Consider the following 18,759-nt stretch of genomic DNA (forward strand, 5'->3'; position numbering starts at 1 on the left):
CGGCCGGGGCGGCACCGGCCCAATCGCCCCTCTGCGCCGGCCGTCAGCGTCGGGGTCTGGTTGCCGATGCGTCCATGGCGGCGTCCACCTTCTGGAAGATGTCGCCCAGGACCTCGAGTTCGGTCGGGGTGAGGAGATCGACCAGATGTTGCCGGACGCTGCGGACGTGCGTGGGTGCTGCCTCCGTCAGTCGTCGTCGACCTTCCTCGGTGATGACGGCGAGGACGCCACGGCCGTCGTGCGCGCAGGTACTGCGGCGCACCATGTCCTGGACTTCCATCCGCCTGATCTGGTGGGTGAGGCGACTTCGGGAGGACAGAACCCCGTCGGCCAACTCGCTCATGCGGATGGAGCCGTCGTCCGCCTCGGACAGCATCACCAGGATGCGGTACTCCGCCATCGACAGGTCGTGTCTGTCCTGTAGATCCCTGTTCAATACCTCCATCAATCGTTGACCGCCGTCGACATAGGCACGCCAAGCTCTCATTTCCGCAGTGTCGAGCCACTGCGGGTCCCCCCCGGGACCAATGGCTAATTCGGCCGTCACGCGAGTCATCTTAGGCAGGAAATCTACTCACGAGTAGCTTGCCGTGGTTCGGGGTCCGATTCGCCGATGAGACCTAGGGTCGAGTTATGACAGATCCCTACATCGACCCTCCGTACGTTGCCGCCGCCGATCGCTACGAATCCATGTCGTATCGCAGAGTGGGATCGCGTGGGCCGGTACTGCCGGCGGTGTCGCTGGGCCTGTGGCACAACTTCGGCGACGACGTTCCACTGATGAAGCAGCGCTCGATTCTTCGTCGCGCCTTCGATCTGGGAATCAACCACTTCGACTTGGCGAACAACTACGGTCCGCCGTACGGAAGCGCCGAGAAGAACTTCGGCCGCATCTTCTCCGAGGACTTCGCCGGCTACCGCGACGAACTGATCATCTCCAGCAAAGCGGGATGGGACATGTGGCCCGGCCCGTACGGCTTCGGGGGCTCCCGCAAGTACCTGCTGTCCTCACTGGACCAATCGTTGGCGCGCATGCGACTCGACCACGTCGACATCTTCTACAGCCACCGCCCCGACCACGACACCCCCATCGAAGAAACAGCCGGCGCGCTGATCAGCGCCGTTCAACAGGGGAAGGCCCTGTACGCGGGCATCAGCTCGTACAAGCCCGAAGGCACGCAGAAGATGGCGGATCTGCTCGCCGACGCCGGCGTTCCGTTGCTGATTCATCAGCCCAGCTACTCGATGGTCAACCGGTGGATCGAGCCCGAACTGCTGGGCACCCTCGACGCGATCGGCGCAGGCGTCATCGCATTCTCTCCCCTCGCCCAAGGCATGCTCACCGACAAGTACCTCGACGGCATTCCCACGGATTCGCGCGCAGCACAGGGCAAGTCACTGAACCCGGACTGGCTCACCGACGACCACATCGGGCACCTTCGCGCACTGAACGACATCGCGTCGGCCCGCGGTCAGTCACTGGCGCAGCTCGCACTGAGTTGGGCGCTGCGCGACCGGCGAGTGACGTCGGTACTGATCGGCGCATCGAGCGTCGAGCAGCTCGAGAACAACGTCGCGGCGCTGGACAATCTGGACTTCTCCGACGCCGAACTCGAACAGATCGACAGTCACGCCGGCGACTTCGGCATCAACCTCTGGGACCTGTAAAGCGCCTGCGACAGCGGTGGCGCATCATGGATGCATGCGTGCAATCACACTGAAAGAATTCGGCGATCCCGACGTCATGGAGTGGACCGAGGTTCCCGATCCACGACCGGCCCGCGGACAGGTGATCGTCGACGTCTCCGCCACCGCCGTCAACCGTGCCGATCTGATGCAGCGTCAGGGCAACTACCCGCCGCCCCCGGGTGCCAGCGAGATCCTCGGTCTCGAGTGCTCGGGAATCATTTCCGAGCTCGGTGACGGCGTCAGCGGCTGGAACGTCGGCGACAGGGTCTGCGCGCTTCTGGCAGGTGGCGGGTACGCCGAGCAGGTCGCCGTGCCTGCCACCCAGCTGTTCCCGATCCCTGCGGGCCTCGATCTCCATGTGGCAGCAGCACTTCCGGAGGTCGCGTCCACGGTGTGGTCCAACCTGGTGATGGATGCGCACATGCGTTCGGGCCAAGTACTGCTGATCCACGGCGGCGGCAGCGGAATCGGTACGCACGCAATCCAGGTCGCGAAACAGATGGGCGTCACCGTCGCCGTGACCGCCGGATCCAAGTACAAGCTGGACATGTGCGCGGACCTCGGTGCCGACATCCTCATCGACTACAAGAATCAAGACTTCGTCACCGAAATCCGTTCACAGACAAACGATCACGGTGCCGACCTGATCCTGGACAACATGGGCGCGAAGTACCTCGACCGAAACCTCGATGCCCTCGCCATGGGCGGCACCGTCGTCACCATCGGAATGCAGGGCGGCGTGAACGGGGAGCTGAACTTCGGCAAGCTCATCGCCAAGCGTGGCTCGGTACACGCGGCCGGATTGCGTGGACGCCCCGAGACCGGACCGTCGAGCAAAGCCGACATCGTCGCCGACATGACCGCGCACCTGTGGCCGATGATCTCCGAGGGCCGCGTCACCGCCGTCGTGCATGCCGAAATCCCGATAACCGAAGCAGCACAAGGGCATCGAATGCTCGACGACGCCGAGACGATCGGGAAGGTCATCCTGCGCGTGCAGTGATGTGCGCCCGAGGGTCGTGCGTGGAACTTCGTAGTGGGCTACGAAGTTCCGTGCACGTGCGGCGCAGCCGCTCTCATAGAGCGAGCGCAGCGAGAGCTTTCACGAGCTGATCGATCTCGTACCGGGTGGTGTAGGGAGCGAGTCCGATGGTGACGGCACCACCTTCGTCGTTGACGCCCAGGGCGTCGAGCAGACGACTGCCACCGTGGACCCCGCTGACGCTGCCGATTCGAGCCTGCGCAAGTTGCTCGGACACCTTCACCGCGGGCATCCCGTCGACCGTGAAGCTGACGGTCGGGATACGCGTGGGCGCAGTGCCGAGCACCATGACGTGATCGAGGGTGGCGAGCGCAGCCATCAGATGCTCGAAGAGTCGATCCTGATAGTGCTGCAGCGACCCGATGGACAGCTCCAGCCGCTCACGTCGGGTCCCCGTCGCTGCGTCGTCGAGGTTGGCCAGGTAGTCGATGGACGACACGACACCGGCCAGCAGCGCGTACTGATGACCACTGACCTCGAGCCGCTCGGGCCCCTTCGCCGACGGGTTCAGCGACATCGACGGCAACTGGTCGAGCAGTGTCGGATCGCGGAAGATCAGCGCACCCACCGACGGCCCACCCCACGCGGCCGCGTCGATCGCGACGACGTCGGCTCCGAGTTCCTTGATGTCGACGTGTGCGTAGGGGGCTGCTCCGGCGGCATCGACGACGATGAGTCCACCGACCTCGTGGACCAGATCCGCCGCGACGCGAACGTCGGGAGCGCTACCCACGATCGGCGACGCCGCGGTGACCGCGACGAGCCGGGTGGTGGAGGTGATGAGTTCCTCGAACTGCCATGTGGGCAGCTCGCACGTATCGATCTCGACCTCGGCCCAGCGCACGTGTGCGCCGGTTCGGCTGGCGACCCGCAGCCACGGCGCGACGTTGGCTTCCTCGTCCAGACGCGAGAGCACCAGGCCGGTTCCCAGCCCGAGCCGGGAGCTCAGAGAATCGGCGAGCCATGACAGCAGCGTCGCCCGATCCGGTCCGATGACCACCCCGGACGGATAGGCACCGACCAGATCTGCGATTGCGACGCGGGCGGATTCGAGCAGAGCAGCACTCCGCTTGGCAGCGATGTTGCCGGCCGAATGATTGGGCGCACTGTGCCGGAACGCCGTGGAGACGGCCGTCGACACGCGATCCGGAATCAGCATTCCCAGCTGAGGGTCCAAATGAATCCACCCGTCGCCGAGGGAGGGAATGGACCCTCTGACCCGTGCGACGTCGTACCCCATGCCGGACACTCTAAGCGCCGACCCGCCGAGGGTGTGTTTCACGTCCCGTTTCCCCAGGGAACGGCAGCCAACAACGCACGCTTCGATCCTCCTGACACCCCGGTTGCGAACGACCGAACCAGGATAATCGCCCCTGTCGATCGCGCAACGGCAGGCGACGCGTAAAGATGGATGCATGACGCAATCCGAGTCGAACAATGCACCCGGCGATCACGTCGTCGTGATCGGCCCCAACGGAGAGCCACTCGCACTGAGCCGCGAGGAAGCCACCGCTGCTGCAGCCCGCGCTTCCGGATCGGCGGCCAACGAGGAGTCGTCCGACGGATCGGACCTCTCGGAGATGGTGGAACAGCCCGCCAAGGTGATGCGCATCGGCACGATGATCAAGCAGCTGCTCGAAGAAGTGCGCGCGGCACCTCTCGACGACGCCAGCCGCAACCGGCTCAAGGAAATCCACAAATCGTCCATCCAGGAGCTCGAGCAGGGCTTGGCCCCGGAGCTGCGCGACGAGCTCGAGCGTCTGGTGCTGCCGTTCGGCGACGACGTCGTGCCCACCGACGCCGAACTGCGGATCGCGCAGGCTCAGCTCGTCGGCTGGCTCGAAGGACTGTTCCACGGCATCCAGACGGCACTCTTCGCTCAGCAGATGGCCGCACGGGCCCAACTCGAGCAGATGCGTCAGGGCGCATTGCCTCCCGGTGTCATGCCCACACCGGGCGGCGGCCACGGCAGCGGTACCGGCCAGTACCTGTAACACCACACACACGCTTGCAAAATGAGCTGCATGGTCGATTGCAGGTAGTGTCGACCGTCGTGTCGGCACCAGCGAAGGATCCCGAGAGCGAGGCAGGAGAACAGATGCCTGCTCCGGTTTCGGACTCACAGACTTATCGGCGCGCGTTCGGCGATCTGCGGACCGGTTTCAACCAGCGTGAGCTGTGGCTGCATCTCGGCTGGCAGGACATCAAGCAGCGCTATCGACGGTCGGTGATCGGCCCGTTCTGGATCACCATCGCCACCGGCGTGCAGGCCATCGCCATGGGCCTGCTGTATTCGGTGCTTCTCGACATCGATCTGCGCGAGTTCCTGCCGCACGTCACGGTCGGCCTGATCATCTGGAACCTCATCAGTGCCGCGATTCTCGAGGGCGGAGACGTCTTCGTCGCCAACGAGGGTCTGATCAAGCAGCTGCCCAGTGCGCTCAGCGTGCACGTGTATCGCCTGGTGTGGCGTCAGCTCCTGCTGCTCGGCCACAACCTGCTGATCTACGTGATCATCATCGCGATCTTCTGGCCGCCCGGCGGACTGCACTGGACCGTGATTTTCGCGATTCCGGCGCTGGTCCTGATTCTGCTCAACGCGGTGTGGGTGTCGATCCTCTTCGGCATCATCGCCACCCGCTACCGCGACATCGCCCCGATCCTCGGCAGCTTCGTCACGCTGATGTTCTTCATGACGCCGATCGTGTGGACCACATCGGGACTCGTGCAGATGGGCGGCGAGGCCGCGAAACGCGCCAAGCTCGTCGAGATCAACCCGCTCTTCCACTACCTGGACATCATCCGCGCCCCTCTGATCGGCGAGGACCAGCAGGCGTACCACTGGTACATCGTGCTCGGGTTCACCGTCGTCGGGTGGGCGCTGGCCATCGTCGCTCTCAAGAAGTACCGGGCCCGCGTGCCCTACTGGGTTTAGGGGTCAGCAGTTGTCCATCAGCATCAGTACCCATGACGCATGCGTCGACTTCCCGATCTTCGACGCCAAGACGCGGTCTTTGAAGAAGGCGTTCCTCGGCAAAGCCGGCGGTGCCATCGACCGGAACTCCTCCGACGTCGTCGTCGTCGAAGCCCTCAAGAACATCACGATGAACCTGAAGGACGGCGATCGCGTCGGCCTGGTGGGACACAACGGTGCCGGCAAGTCGACGCTGCTGCGGCTGCTCTCGGGCATCTACGAGCCGACGCGTGGCAGCGCCACCATCCGCGGCCGCGTCGCGCCGGTGTTCGATCTGGGCGTCGGTATGGACCCGGAGATCTCCGGTTACGAGAACATCATCATTCGTGGGCTGTTCCTCGGCCAGACGCGCAAGCAGATGCTCGCGAAGATGGACGAGATCGCCGACTTCACCGAACTCGGCGACTACCTCGACATGCCGCTGCGCACCTACTCCACAGGTATGCGGGTGCGCGTCGCGATGGGCGTCGTCACCAGCATCGACCCGGAGATCCTGCTGCTCGACGAGGGCATCGGTGCCGTCGACGCGGAGTTCATGAAGAAGGCCCGGCACCGACTGCAGCAGTTGGTGAAGCGCTCGGGAATCCTGGTGTTCGCCAGCCACTCCAACGAATTCCTGGCTCAGCTGTGCGACACCGCGATGTGGATCGATCACGGCCAGATTCGCCAGCAGGGCGGCATCGAGGACGTGGTGCGGGCATACGACGGCGACGACGCCGGTGACCACGTCGCGCAGATCCTGAAAGAGATCGAGCGCGAGGACAACACCGGTGCCTGACAAGATTGTCGGGGTCATCGTCACACACAAGCGGCGTGAGTTGTTGGCTCTGTCGTTGGACGTGATCGGTGCCCAGACGCGTCCGCTCGATCATCTGGTCGTCGTCGACAATGCGAACGAGCCGGACGTCCGTGAGTTGGTGGAGTCGACGGCCCTGCCGACGACGTACCTCGGCTCTCAGCACAATCTGGGTGGCGCAGGCGGATTCGCGCTTGGCATTCTGTATGCGCTCTCGCTCGGCGCGGACTGGGTGTTTCTCGCCGACGACGACGGCCGACCCGAGGGCCCGAAGGTCCTCGAAACCCTCTACGACTGCGCGCTCGCGCACGGACTGGACGAGGTCTCCCCAGTCGTCTGTGACATCGAGGATCCGGATCGTTTGGCGTTCCCGTTGCGACGCGGCGTCGAGTGGCGTCGTCTTCGCTCGGAGTTGATCGACCCGGAGAATCCGGACGACGATCTGCTCGAAGGCATCGCATCGTTGTTCAACGGTGCCCTGTTCAAGGCCTCGACCATCGATGCGGTCGGCGTGCCCGATCTGCGGCTGTTCGTGCGCGGCGACGAGGTGGAAGTACACCGCCGATTGCAGCGCTCGGGCCTGAAGTTCGGCACGTGTCTCACCGCCGCGTACGTGCACCCGAACGGGGCCGAGGAGTTCAAGCCGATCCTCGGTGGGCGGATGCACACGCAGTACCCGGAGGATGCGACCAAGCGCTACTTCACCTACCGCAACCGCGGTTACCTGATGTCGCAGCCGGGTATGCGAAAGCTGTTGCCGCAAGAGTGGATTCGCTTCACTTGGTTCTTCCTGATCACCACCAGGAATCCTCGCGGTTTAGCAGAATGGTTCCGGCTCCGCGGCCTGGGGCGCCGAGAACACTTCCGTAGGCCCTGAGGCTGCCTCCAAGGGGTGCGCGCACCCACGTGATACCGCTACCGTGTGCCCATGACGGAACCTCGGAAGCTCGCTGATCGCATCAAGTCGTCGGCACGGGAGAAGCTTCAACGAGCAATCGGCGAGGTTCTGGCTCAGCAGACCGCACAGCTGGCCGAGCAGACCAGCGATCAGCAGGCGACATTGCTCGACGTTCTCGAACGTCAACGGCGTGAGATCGAGGATTTACGCGGCTTTGTGCGAGGGCTAGAGCTACGCATGCGCCGCGACCTCTATTTCGCTTCCGAGGTCGAGGCCGCCGCCCAAAGTGCCGAGTTCGCCGAAGAAATGATGTCGACTGCTCCCACCTTTCCGTTGCCGCACGCAACGCTGCGATTCGCCCTCGGTGAGGTCTCCATTCGCGGCATGGCGCTCGAGTTCGGAGTGGCCAGCGGGACGACACTCGAGATCATCGCGGAGGAATTGGCGTCGCGTAAGGACATCACCGTCGTCGCCGGATTCGACGTGTTCTCCGGCCTACCCGAGACCTGGCGTACGGGCTTTCCGAAGGGACTGTTCGAGCAGGACACCATCCCCGAAGTGCCCGGCGCACAGATCGTCCCTGGGCTGTTCGAGGATTCGCTGCCGGGATTCCTGAAGGGCCACCACGAGAAGTTGGCCTTCCTGCACCTCGACGCCGACCTGTACTCGTCGACGGTCACCGTGCTGGACCTCGTGGCCGATCGACTCGCAGTGGGCACCGTCATCGTGTTCGACGAGTACTTCAACTTCCCCGGCTGGCGCAACCACGAATACCGGGCGTGGACGGAATTCGTCGCGCGCACCGGCACCGAATTCGACTACCTGGGATACACGGTAGACAACGAACAGGTCGTCGTACGGATTCGTAAGGCACCCCGCGTTTCAGGTGTCCGTGACTGACTCGGGCCTTGCACATAAGACCCCAATCGCCGCAGGTAGGATCGCAGCGCAGGGGGTCTCACGAGGATCCACTCGAATCCGTACGAAATCGATGGAGCGTTGATGACCGATACAGCCCCCGACATCGCACACAGCAGTTCAGATGTGCGGTCGCGCCTGGTGGAGCACGACCCGCAATCGCGCTTCGTTGTCCAGCGCGGACTGTTCTCGGGTCCGTCCACCCTGATCGACGACGACCTCTACACGCACATCGCCAGCGGTCTGGCCTACCGGTCACGCCACGAGGTGGCGATCGAGCCCAACGCGGAAATCGACACCAACACCTACTTCGGCCGGTTTCCTGCGAGCTACTGGCAACGCTGGACGGCCGTCACAGAGGTACGGGTACAGCTGTCCTACGACGGGGCCGGACGCATCGCTCTGGTTGCGTCCGACTCGGATGGCCGCGATCGCACCGTCGACGCGGTCGATGTAGACGGCAGTGGCACCGTCGAAGTGAACGGCCTGTTGGACCGCTTCGTGGACGGTGGCGCCATGTGGATCCGAATCAACACGCACACAACCACTCTGAAGCTCTCAGAAGTGGCGTGGAGCGTCGATTCCCCGGAGACAGTCCGACCCGCGGCCGTGGTGGTGTGCACCTTCAACCGCGCCGACGAATGCGCGGAAACCGTTGCAGTACTGGGTAACGACTCAGAGGTCGTTGCCGGTCTCGATGCGGTGTACGTGGTGGACCAGGGCACCGACCTGGTCGAGATTCGCGAGAAGTTCCAGAACATCGCACGGGTGCTTGGTGACAAGCTCGTCTACATACGTCAACCCAATCTCGGCGGTGCAGGCGGTTTCACCCGCGGGATGTACGAGGTCACCGACGTCGTCGGAGCCGATCACGCCAACGTCATTCTGATGGACGACGACATCCTGTGTGAGCCCGAAACCGTCTTGCGTGTCAATGCTTTCGCCAACATGACGGTGGAGCCGGCCATCGTCGGAGCGCAGATGCTGGGGCTGTTTCACCCTGATCGCATCCTCGTCGGGGCCGAACACGCCGACCTTTCCGGACCCAAGGTGGGCATTCCGTCGACCAACGCGCTCGTCAACTCCAGCGTTGTGAAGAAGAGTCAGGACATTCGCGTCGACGCCGGCTACAACGGCTGGTGGACCTGCCTCATTCCGTCCGAGATCATTGCTCAGGTCGGATACCCGCTCCCACTTTTCTTCCAGTGGGACGACGTGGAGTACGGATTGCGCGCCCGCAGCCGCGGATTCGCTACCGTCACCCTTCCGGGTGCAGGCGTATGGCACGCCGACTTCTCCTGGAAGGACTGGGACGAGTGGCACCGCTACTTCAACATTCGCAACGGCCTGCTCACCGCGGCCCTGCACAGCGAGTTCGATGGAAAGGTACTGTTTCGCAGCCTTTCTCGCGATCTATTGCGGTTCCTCGTCGGAATGCAATACGGACTGGCGCTCACTCATATCAAGGCCATCGAGGACTTTCTGCAGGGTCCCGAAGTCTTCCACGACGGCGGCATCGAGGCCGCTGCCGACATCCGGCGTGAACGAGCGATGTACTCCGAGACGGTGCGACACTCCGCTGCGCACGCACCGGAACTGCAGAACGCCGACTACCAGATCGCCAGCGCTGCACCGTGGCCCAGCATGGAAGGGCTCGTCCTGGCCAAGCGGCTGATGCAGCAACTGCGCGGACGCGTCAACCCGCATCCCGTCGCTATCGCGAGTCGGGACGCGCACTGGTGGCACGTCTCACTCTTCGGGCACGCCGTCGTCACCGACGCCTCTCAGGAAGGCGTTCGCGTCCGACGGCACAACGCCGAACTGATGAAGCAACTGCTCGTCCGGGGTCTCCGTGCGCAATGGAAGTTGCGGTCCCAGGCTCCACGAATACGTGACAGCTACCGTCGTGAATTCGAGTCGATGACCAGTCGCTCCAATTGGGCACGGTTGTTCGGCAAGTAGCTACCGGCTACCCCGTGGCCCGCACCCGCTCCAGCAGCACGCGGGCGGCGTCGGCCGGGTGCGTGTACGGCCACCAGTGGCCCGCGTCGACGTGAACGACGCGCAGGTCGGGGATCCATCGATCGAGACCGTCGGTGAGGTTCGTCGACAGCATCGGGTCGTGTGTCGGGACCACCACGGTGGTCGGGACGAAGCACCGCGCATCGGGTCCACGGAGCACCCGCCGCAGCACGTTGGCCCGGTACAGCGCGATGCCGCGCTGCTGGTCGGCCACCGTCGGGGTCGGCTCGCCCTCGGCCTGCAGTCGGGCCAGCAGAGCCGGTATTCGCGTTCGCAGAACGGGCACGTGAAACCCGAAGACGTACCAGGACCTGGCCAACTGCCCCACCAGCGACGGCCATCGATACGGCCGGACCGACCGCGCCCGTGCCACCTGCCGCAAGTGATCCAGACTGGGCCCGGACACCGACGTGTACGACGCGAATGCGGTGCTCGCCCGAGGCCAGGCCATCGCCTCCCACATCTGGACCGAACCCCAGTCGTGGGCGAAGACGTGCACCTTGCCGGTGAGGCCCGGAATCGACTCGACCACCGCGAAGGCGTCCCGCGCCAGCTGCTCGATGGCGACGTCTGCCGCAGGCTCCAGCACTGACGCTCCGCTGCCTCGTGTGTCGTAGGCGATCACCCGGACCGTGTCGCCGAGCGCGGTGATCAGCGGATCGAACACGTGATGGTTGTCGGGATAGCCGTGCACCAGCAACACCGTCGAGCGGGCTGCCGGGTTTCCGTACTCGAAAACGGGAAGCTCGGCCCCCGATGTGCGTACGGTCCAGTGGGTCATCCTGCGTCGGTCAGGGCATGCAGTGCGCCGCCGCGCAACAGGTGGGCAATCATCCTCAGCCGCATGGCTTCCTGCTCGGGCTGCGGATGGACCACGGCTGCCAACGCCTCGCCGTCGAGCAGGTGGACGACGCTGAAGATCACCGTTTCCAGATGCTGCGGATCGATCACGCCGGCAACGGGAAGCGCACGAGCAAGTTCGGCGATCTGCTCGTGATATCGAACGGTGAACGGCTGCAGTCTCTCTCGCAGCTCGTCGTCGCTGCGGGCGGCGGTCAACAGCTCGTACCAGGCCCCGTTGATCGGGGCGCGGCACGCTGCTCTGAGCAGTTCGAGACAGTGCTCGATGGATGCGCTACCGAAACCGGACAGGCCGCGGCGAAACTCCTCGAACTGACGTCGACGAACCTCGTCGGCTGCGGCGACGATCAGGTCGAGCCTGGTGTCGAAATGTCGAAACATGGCCCCGGACGACACTCCGGCCCGGCTGACGATTTCACTGACACTGGTTGCGGCGTAGCCCTTCTCGCACAACGATGCGATAGTCGCGTCGAGCAGTTTTCCGATGGTCTCGGTTCGACGCTGGTGTTGACTCGCCACTCACACACGCTCCCGGCGTCGCGGGGCGGTGGGAGTGCCTGCCCGCAGGAAGCTACCGGCCCGCTCCGACACACCGAACCAGGGCGCAAAGGTGCCGCCGGAGAACACGATTCGGCCCGCGACCAGAGTGGCGGTGACCGCTCGGTCGTTGCGATTGACCATGCGGCTCAGGCCACCGAACTCCGGCATGGTCTCCTCGCGATAGGCCAGGACATCGTCGTTCAGGCCCTCCGGATCGATCACGACGATATCGGCACGGTCCCCCACCCGCAGGTGCCCGGCGTCGACACCGTAGAAGTCGGCCAGTTCGCCGCTGAGCTTGTGCACTGCCTTCTCCACGGTCATGAACGGCCGGCGATCGTTTCGCGCGTCGTGCACGCGGTGCAGTAACCGAATGCCGAAGTTGTAGAACGCCATGTTGCGCAGATGAGCGCCGGCATCGGAGAACCCCACGGTCACCCCGGACTGATTGATCAGCTTGTCCATCTGCCGCTTGCGGTGATTGGCAACCGTCGTGTGCCAGCGCAACTTTCGGCCGTGCTCGACCACCAGATCGAGGAATGCGTCGACCACGTGCACACCACGTTCGGCTGCGACCTCCGCGATGTTCTTTCCGACGACCGACGCGTCGGGGCATTCGGTGATCTCGGCGTCGGCGAAGTCGCGATGCCAGACGCGCGAGCTGAACTTCTTCTCGAAGTCGGCACGGAACCAGCGGCGGTACGCCTCGTCGGACAGCAACTCGTTGCGTCCCAACTCTTCTCGCAGATGCAGTGCGGCGCGGCCCGAGCCGAACTCCTCGAACACCACGAGATCGATGCCGTCGGAATACACGTCGAACGTGGTGGGGAGGTGCTGCCAGCGGAACTGGCCCTTGCCCGGGCCGTTGACCATCCGGGCGAGCGGGCCGAAGACGCGATGGATCCACGGCGACGCCTTGGCATCGGCCGCCGCCAGCAACGAGATCTTGAGCGGAGTGCGGCCGACCCCGGTGGCCGAGGCGAGGAAGAACAACATGTCGTACTTGGTGTTCAAGTTCGGAATGCTCTGCAACAACCGACCGCGTCGACGCAAAATCTTGTGCAGAGAACGGAATTCGCTCCACCGCGCATACGAGGACGGTAACGAACGAGACCGGTATCGATCGCCGTCCAACTTGTCCCACGGGTTCGTCATGGTCGACATTCCGAGCAGCCCGGCATCGAGCGCCTTCTCGAGCGCGTCGGACATGGCGCGCCATTCCTCGCGAGTGGGCTTCTGACTTCGGTCGGTCGAGCGGTCGAGACCCATGACGTGCGCACGGAGATCCGAATGACCGACCAACGCAGCAATATTGGGCCCGAGAGGCAGGCGCTCGAGGGCTGCGATGTACTCGTCGGGACTGTTCCAATTTTTGTGCGCATCGACGGCCTTGAGCACATGATCGCGCGGCAGCGCCTCGACCCGACTGAACAGATCCGCGATGTCGACCGGGGTGGAATAGAGCGTCGACAACGAACAGTTGCCCAGGAGAACCGTCGTGACCCCGTGCCGGACGGACTCTTCGAGACCCGGCCCGACCAACACCTCTGCGTCGTAATGGGTGTGTACGTCCACGAAGCCCGGCGTGACCCACTTGCCGGTGGCGTCGACCACCTCGGTCGTCGCGCCCGCCTCGAGGGGAGTGGACGACACGGCCCGCACGACGCCGTCGACGATGCCCACATCCGCCCGAACTCCAGGGCCGCCGGATCCGTCGTACACGGTTCCGCCGGCGATGACGACATCGAAAGGAATGTTCGGGTTAATGTGACCTCCGTCATAGAATGACGAAACAGTAACTTAGAGAGTGGTCACTCGCAATAGCCCGGAGCGGACCGCTTCAGGCGTCGACAGCCTGACGACCGGCTCGTGCGGCCGCCAGAAGTTCGTGACGCCGCCCTCGCAACGACAGCAGGCCCCGGGCCATCTTCACGACATCCCCGATCGCAACCCGGCTGGGCTCGCTCCGGTGCGATTCGGACAGACGAACCGGCAGCTCCACAGGACGGACACCGGCCAATTCCACCGCGTAATCCAATTCGGTGGTGAACAGGAAACCCGGTTCGATCAGCTGCGGAGCCACCGCACGCAGAAGGGTGCCATCGACGATGAACGTTCCCTGCGGGTCCTTCGTTCGAGTGCCCAGCACGACTCTGCGGAGCGACGTGAAACCGAAGGTCATCACTGCGCGAAGTACCCCACGTTGCACAGCAGACTCCGGATGCGCCTTCGAGCCGATGGCCACCAACGGAGTCGACCCGGTTTCGGAGGTCCATTGCGCAGCCGCGTTCAGATCGTCGAACCCGAATGGAAGATCGTCGGCGGTCAGCAGCACGCTGTCACCGCGAGACTGCTCGACACCGAGCCGAAGCGCGTTACCCATCCCCTTGGCACTGGTCAACACCGACAGCGCGACGGTGGGGTGCGCCCAACCGGCCGCAAGGCGAGCGCAGATGTCGGCGGTGGAATCGGTCGAACCGTTCTCGATCACGATGATTTCTGCCGGCCGTCCGGACAGGTACTCGACGAAAGCGCTCACAGTGGATTCGATGACTCGGGCGGAATTGTGGGCAGGTATGACCACCGACAATTCGACCGCGTCCGGCCGCGAACTCGGAGCGGGACCAGAGAACACAGTCACCCTTTCAGCGCCTGTCGAAAACCACGAACGGACGAAACACTACGCTGCAACGGACTGTCCGATGCTCACCGACCATCACCGACGAAGGCGTTTCGTGACTTCTGATCGCCCCTGGGCTGCGCGTGTACTGCCGCCCGCGGTTCTCGCCCTGACCGTCGCGGTCGCCGCGGCGATCCCCATGCTCACGAACCGATGGTTCTACTACTGGGACGACAGTGCAGCGGCGTTCACACCGGGATGGCGGGTGATCGGCGAAAGACTGCTGTCAGGATCGTGGCCGACGCTCCTGCCGGAACTGTGGGCCGGCGGAAACGTCACCGCCGAGGCGCTCTACGGCACCTACAACCCGCTGCTGTTGGCCAATTCCGCGCTGATCGCGGCAATTCCGAATCTGGCCATCGGCATCACCTTGGTCAAGATGCAGTTCATGGCGATTCTCGCCGTCGGCGTCTACATCCTGGCGAAGCAGTACGGCGCACGAACGTCGATGGCGTTCGTGGCCGGTTTCGCGATGCCGTTCGCCGGCTACACGCTGTACTTCGATGCCTCCAGTTGGGCGTCGGGCCTGTTCGCCTTCGCGTGGATCCCACACGTCTGGTGGTCCACGCGGTCCGCTGCCCTCGGCCGAGTGAATCCAATAGTTCCCATCTTCTTCGGCTTCATGGCCATGACGACCGGCAATCCATACGGTGCCGTCGCGGTCGCCGTCGTGTATCTCGCTGTCATCGCAGAGGTCGTGGCGCTGGGCAACTATCGGCGCATCTTGTCGCTGATCGTCAGCGGAGCATCGATCCTGGCGATGTCCTTGATCGTCTACCTCCCGCTCGCCTTCACCACCGATGTGTCGGTGCGAAACCAGTCCGGAGTGTCCAACGACGGAACCCTCCGCCCCGGACTGGGCGATTTGATCAACGTCAGCAGCCCGACTCATCTGCCGATGGTCGAGTCGTTCGGGGCCAGCTTCATGACCGTCCCCATCGGCTACCTGGTGTGGTTTCTCGTTCCGTTGAGCCCGTGGATCAGGTGGCGCACACTCGGTAACCTGCGGAAAAGTGCCGTATCGCTGGCCGTCTTCGCAGGCGTCTATGCCGTGTTGCTACTCGGACCGTCGAACCTGTGGCTTTTTCGCTGGCCGATCAGATTGATCGAATACGGCCAATTGCCCCTACTGGTGGTCACAGCGGTTGCGGCCAGCGCCGGTCTGCACCGGGAAAGGCTTCGACTCCGAGCCTCGATCACGGCTGCACTCCTGGTGCTGCAGTTCTACCTGGCGTGGTCGAGTGTTCCGGACGACCTCGGCATCCATGCCCTGGCACTGCTGGTCTGCGGCGTGCTGACGATAGCGGCTGTCACCGCAGCCTATCGAGCACCACGCGTCTTCGGCGGCGTCCTCGTCGTGGGAATAGTGGCCACCCTCGCGCTTCAGACGAACGCATGGTTCCAGAGCAACGACAACGTCACACCCTGGCGTTTTCCTCGCCAGGTTGCGTTCCTGGAAGACCGCTTGGACAGCAGGTACACCGGCAACACATTCGCGATCGCCGACACGGATTCCATTCCCGACGACGCTCCCACGTCGCAATGGGGTGATCTGGTGTTCGGCAACGCGTGGCAAGCCTCCGGCGTGGATGCCGTGAACAGCTACGCCGGTATCAGTTACGAGGATTTCGTCGACGCGCTGTGCCTGAATTACTACGGCGGAGTCACCTGCCCGGACGCAGTGGACAGGTTGATGGCAACGGCACCCGGAACCGGCGTGTCATGGGCGGATGCACTCCGGCTCGACACGATCATCGTTCAGAACAGTGGCCCCTACGGAGATCTACACGCTTTCGATGCGCTTCCACGCGACCGCTGGACGACCACCAATGCCGATGTCGTCACCGTCGCACACCGCAACACGCCGCTGGCGTGGCCGGATGGGCGACTGTCCGCTGCAAGCGACGGCGTCACCGTTCTTGCGGACGATGCCGAGACGGACACCCGAGAGACTGTGCGATACAACGGCTCCGGTGTCGTGACGTTTGCCTTGCTCGCCTGGCCCGGTTGGACGGCAACCGTGGACGGGGCTCCGGCCGAGGTACGCGCAACCGAGGGAGGGTTGCTTCAGGTGGTCCTGCCCAAGGGCGGCGAGACCGCGACCATCGAGTACGCGCCGCCAGGCACCACCGGCGGTGTAGCACTCGCCGCAGGCGGTCTCCTGATGGCGCTTGCGCAATCGGTCGTGGTCGGCGTCAGACGACGCCGACCGGTCGATCAGTGAGCCGCCGACTGCGTCGCTTCGTCCACCGCACGGTGCGCCGGAAGGATCGAGTCACGTTCTGCTGCAACATCTCCTGATCCAGCGACGAGGTCCAGGAAGTGATTCAGCTGAGCCGAGAGCGGCTCTTCGCTGTACCTGATGGTGGGGATCTCGATGATCGTCTGCTGCTGGTATCCGTCTCGATCGGACGGCATGTCGTCGTCGATGTGCCGATAGACGGTGATGTCGCGGCGGAGAAGGTCGATCTCGATCAGCCGATCGGATTCGAGCAGCGACAGCTGCCGGATCTTGCGCTGACTGATGCGACTCGCTGAAATCGTTGCCACAGCGCCTGACTCGAACCGAAGGATTGCATCGGCGCAGTCCTCGGCATGGTTTTCCTTCGATGCCGGATGGAAGTAGCCGAACTCCCCCGCAACCGATTTCGGTTCGGAACCGACGAAAGAAATGGCGAGATCGACGTCGTGAATGAGGAGATCGGTCGCCACACCGGTCGAGATTCGCGATACGAACGGAGAATGTCGAATGCCGTTGACCTGCCACACGTCACCCGCGAACTCACGCGCCGTACGCACCGCGGGGTTGAACCGCTCGAGCAACCCGCACATCAACGGAATGTCTCCGGCCGCAGCCTTGCCCACGAGCTCAGAACTCTGCTCGTACGTGGCGGCCAAGGGCTTCTCGACCAACACCGGCTTACCCAGTTCGAGAATTCTCGACGCGATGTCGTAATGAGCAGGAGTCGCCGCAGCGATGACCACCGCATCGATACCGGCGAGGTCGTCGAATTCCGCAGCCCAGTCACAGCCGAAGCGCTCGGCGACAGCACGACCTTGACTCTCCCGTGGTTCGACCAGCACAGCCAGATCGCAGCGATCCGACTGGGCGATGACCCTGGCATGCAGAGACCCCATGCGACCCGATCCGACCAGTGCAACCCGAGGATTCATCACTGTCCCATCGCCGAACGAACAGCCGACACGACGGTGTCGATGTCATCTACGGTCAAGTTCGCATGTACCGGAATACTCAAGCACCGCTGGGAGACCGACGTGGCGACCGGTGTGTCCTCGATGACCACGTTCGGGTGTTCGCGGTAGCAGTCGTAGTCGTACGCGGTCTTCGGGTAGTAGATTCCGCTCCCCACACCCGCATCGGCGAGTCGCGAGCTCAGCTCGTCGCGGTCGATCGAGGCGTCCTCGTCGACCAGCACGGTGTACTGATGCCAGACGTGCCCTCTGCGTTCGAGTTCTGCGGGCAAAGTCAGTCCGGCAACGTCCTTCAACCCGGTGGTGAGCATGTCCGCGTTGCGCCGACGCTGCTCGACCTGCGTCCGATAGCCGGCCAGCTGGGGTAGACCGAGGCTGGCCTGCAAGTCGGTCATCCGGTAGTTGTGACCGACGACCTCGTACTGGTACCGGGCGCGCATCCCCTGGTTGCGCAGGACTCGCAAGCGGTCGGCGACGGCCTCGTCGTCGGTGGTGATCATGCCGCCCTCGGCGGTGGTCAAATTCTTCGTGGCATAGAAGGAGAAACAGCCGAGCCCGAACGTGCCGACTCCGCGGCCGTCGAACGTCGCACCGTGCGCCTGCGCCGCATCCTCCACGATGGCAAGGCCGTGCTGTTGCGCAAGATCGCCTATCGCGGCCATGTCCGCAGACTGGCCGTACAGATGAACCGGCATCAGTACGGCAGTGCGATCGGTAATTCGCGTGGCCGCGTCTACCGGGTCGATGTTGAAATCATCCGCAGAGATATCGGCAAATCGGACGATGGCACCCGCATCCAAAATTGCGTTCAACGTCGCGACGAATGTGAACGGACTGGTCAAGACCTCGTCACCGGGCTGCAGATCCTGAATTTCCAACGCCGCACCGAGGGCGGTCGTGCCGTTGTTCACTGCCACTGCGTGGCCGGCACCGACGAGCTCAGCGAACTGCTCCTCGAAGCGCTTGACCTTGGGACCCTGCGCGACAATGCCCGAACGAAGGGTATCGAGTACTTCACGCTCGACATCCTCGCCGAAAACGACACTGGAAATTGCAATCACTGACATACCCCTCGGACCGATCTGGCTGCGACGGAAAACCGTACCGATTCGCATCTTTACCCGTC

The 18,759-nt window shown here is 63.8% G+C and carries 17 protein-coding genes; 9 read left to right on the top strand and 8 right to left on the bottom strand.

Going from position 1 to position 18,759, the window contains the following annotated elements:
* Positions 1 to 43 precede the first annotated feature (43 nt).
* Entirely contained in the window at positions 44 to 487 is a 444-nt protein-coding gene (locus K414_RS0104005; protein ID WP_222085094.1) for a MarR family transcriptional regulator, read from the bottom strand.
* A gap of 146 nt (positions 488 to 633) precedes the next feature.
* Here K414_RS0104005 and mgrA point away from each other — a divergent pair, with 146 nt between their 5' ends.
* On the top strand, positions 634 to 1,668 hold the full coding sequence (mgrA, locus tag K414_RS0104010; protein WP_027494771.1) for an L-glyceraldehyde 3-phosphate reductase: 1,035 nt from the start codon (positions 634 to 636) through the stop codon (positions 1,666 to 1,668).
* A 34-nt stretch (positions 1,669 to 1,702) separates the two neighbouring features.
* The gene (locus tag K414_RS0104015; protein WP_027494772.1) at positions 1,703 to 2,692 is read left to right on the top strand and encodes an NAD(P)H-quinone oxidoreductase; all 990 of its coding nucleotides are present in this window, start codon (positions 1,703 to 1,705) and stop codon (positions 2,690 to 2,692) included.
* A gap of 73 nt (positions 2,693 to 2,765) precedes the next feature.
* Here the strand turns inward: K414_RS0104015 and K414_RS0104020 are convergent, their stop codons facing one another.
* Positions 2,766 to 3,971 (bottom strand): cysteine desulfurase-like protein, encoded by a 1,206-nt coding sequence (locus K414_RS0104020; RefSeq protein WP_027494773.1) that lies wholly within the window; start codon positions 3,969 to 3,971, stop codon positions 2,766 to 2,768.
* Positions 3,972 to 4,146: 175 nt separating this feature from the next.
* Between K414_RS0104020 and K414_RS0104025 the strand changes: the two genes are divergently transcribed.
* From K414_RS0104025 to K414_RS0104050, 6 genes are all read left to right on the top strand, one after another.
* Positions 4,147 to 4,725 (top strand): bacterial proteasome activator family protein, encoded by a 579-nt coding sequence (locus K414_RS0104025; protein ID WP_027494774.1) that lies wholly within the window; start codon positions 4,147 to 4,149, stop codon positions 4,723 to 4,725.
* Positions 4,726 to 4,829: 104 nt separating this feature from the next.
* Positions 4,830 to 5,666 (top strand): ABC transporter permease, encoded by an 837-nt coding sequence (locus K414_RS0104030; protein WP_167669101.1) that lies wholly within the window; start codon positions 4,830 to 4,832, stop codon positions 5,664 to 5,666.
* Between the two features lie 10 nt (positions 5,667 to 5,676).
* Positions 5,677 to 6,483 carry an ABC transporter ATP-binding protein gene (locus K414_RS0104035; RefSeq protein WP_037218880.1) on the top strand — a complete coding sequence of 269 codons (807 nt, stop codon included), beginning with the start codon at positions 5,677 to 5,679 and terminating at the stop codon, positions 6,481 to 6,483.
* Positions 6,476 to 7,378 (top strand): glycosyltransferase family 2 protein, encoded by a 903-nt coding sequence (locus K414_RS0104040; RefSeq protein WP_027494777.1) that lies wholly within the window; start codon positions 6,476 to 6,478, stop codon positions 7,376 to 7,378. Before K414_RS0104035 ends, K414_RS0104040 begins: the two co-directional genes overlap by 8 nt.
* 51 nt (positions 7,379 to 7,429) lie before the next feature.
* Positions 7,430 to 8,299: a TylF/MycF/NovP-related O-methyltransferase gene (locus tag K414_RS0104045; protein ID WP_027494778.1), complete on the top strand. Its 870-nt coding sequence runs from the start codon at positions 7,430 to 7,432 to the stop codon at positions 8,297 to 8,299.
* 102 nt (positions 8,300 to 8,401) lie between these two features.
* Positions 8,402 to 10,279 carry a glycosyltransferase gene (locus tag K414_RS0104050; RefSeq protein WP_027494779.1) on the top strand — a complete coding sequence of 626 codons (1,878 nt, stop codon included), beginning with the start codon at positions 8,402 to 8,404 and terminating at the stop codon, positions 10,277 to 10,279.
* A gap of 7 nt (positions 10,280 to 10,286) precedes the next feature.
* Here K414_RS0104050 and K414_RS0104055 read toward each other — a convergent pair whose 3' ends face one another.
* The 4 genes from K414_RS0104055 to K414_RS0104070 form a co-directional block, all read right to left on the bottom strand.
* On the bottom strand, positions 10,287 to 11,120 hold the full coding sequence (locus K414_RS0104055) for an alpha/beta fold hydrolase (protein WP_027494780.1): 834 nt from the start codon (positions 11,118 to 11,120) through the stop codon (positions 10,287 to 10,289).
* Positions 11,117 to 11,719 carry a TetR/AcrR family transcriptional regulator gene (locus K414_RS0104060; RefSeq protein WP_027494781.1) on the bottom strand — a complete coding sequence of 201 codons (603 nt, stop codon included), beginning with the start codon at positions 11,717 to 11,719 and terminating at the stop codon, positions 11,117 to 11,119. The genes K414_RS0104055 and K414_RS0104060 overlap by 4 nt, the downstream gene beginning before the upstream one ends.
* Entirely contained in the window at positions 11,720 to 13,462 is a 1,743-nt protein-coding gene (locus tag K414_RS0104065; protein WP_237606124.1) for an amidohydrolase family protein, read from the bottom strand.
* 118 nt (positions 13,463 to 13,580) lie between these two features.
* Positions 13,581 to 14,381, bottom strand: a complete 801-nt coding sequence (locus K414_RS0104070; protein WP_027494783.1) for a glycosyltransferase — start codon at positions 14,379 to 14,381, stop codon at positions 13,581 to 13,583.
* A gap of 94 nt (positions 14,382 to 14,475) precedes the next feature.
* Here K414_RS0104070 and K414_RS25985 point away from each other — a divergent pair, with 94 nt between their 5' ends.
* Positions 14,476 to 16,644, top strand: a complete 2,169-nt coding sequence (locus K414_RS25985; protein WP_152530356.1) for a hypothetical protein — start codon at positions 14,476 to 14,478, stop codon at positions 16,642 to 16,644.
* Here K414_RS25985 and K414_RS0104080 read toward each other — a convergent pair.
* Positions 16,638 to 17,594 (bottom strand): Gfo/Idh/MocA family oxidoreductase, encoded by a 957-nt coding sequence (locus K414_RS0104080; RefSeq protein ID WP_027494784.1) that lies wholly within the window; start codon positions 17,592 to 17,594, stop codon positions 16,638 to 16,640. The two genes, K414_RS25985 and K414_RS0104080, sit on opposite strands and share 7 nt — an antisense overlap.
* Positions 17,594 to 18,694, bottom strand: a complete 1,101-nt coding sequence (locus K414_RS0104085; RefSeq protein ID WP_027494785.1) for a DegT/DnrJ/EryC1/StrS family aminotransferase — start codon at positions 18,692 to 18,694, stop codon at positions 17,594 to 17,596. Before K414_RS0104085 ends, K414_RS0104080 begins: the two co-directional genes overlap by 1 nt.
* Positions 18,695 to 18,759 lie beyond the last annotated feature (65 nt).

Source organism: Rhodococcus sp. JG-3, from assembly GCF_000482405.1.
Lineage (GTDB): Bacteria > Actinomycetota > Actinomycetes > Mycobacteriales > Mycobacteriaceae > Rhodococcoides > Rhodococcoides fascians.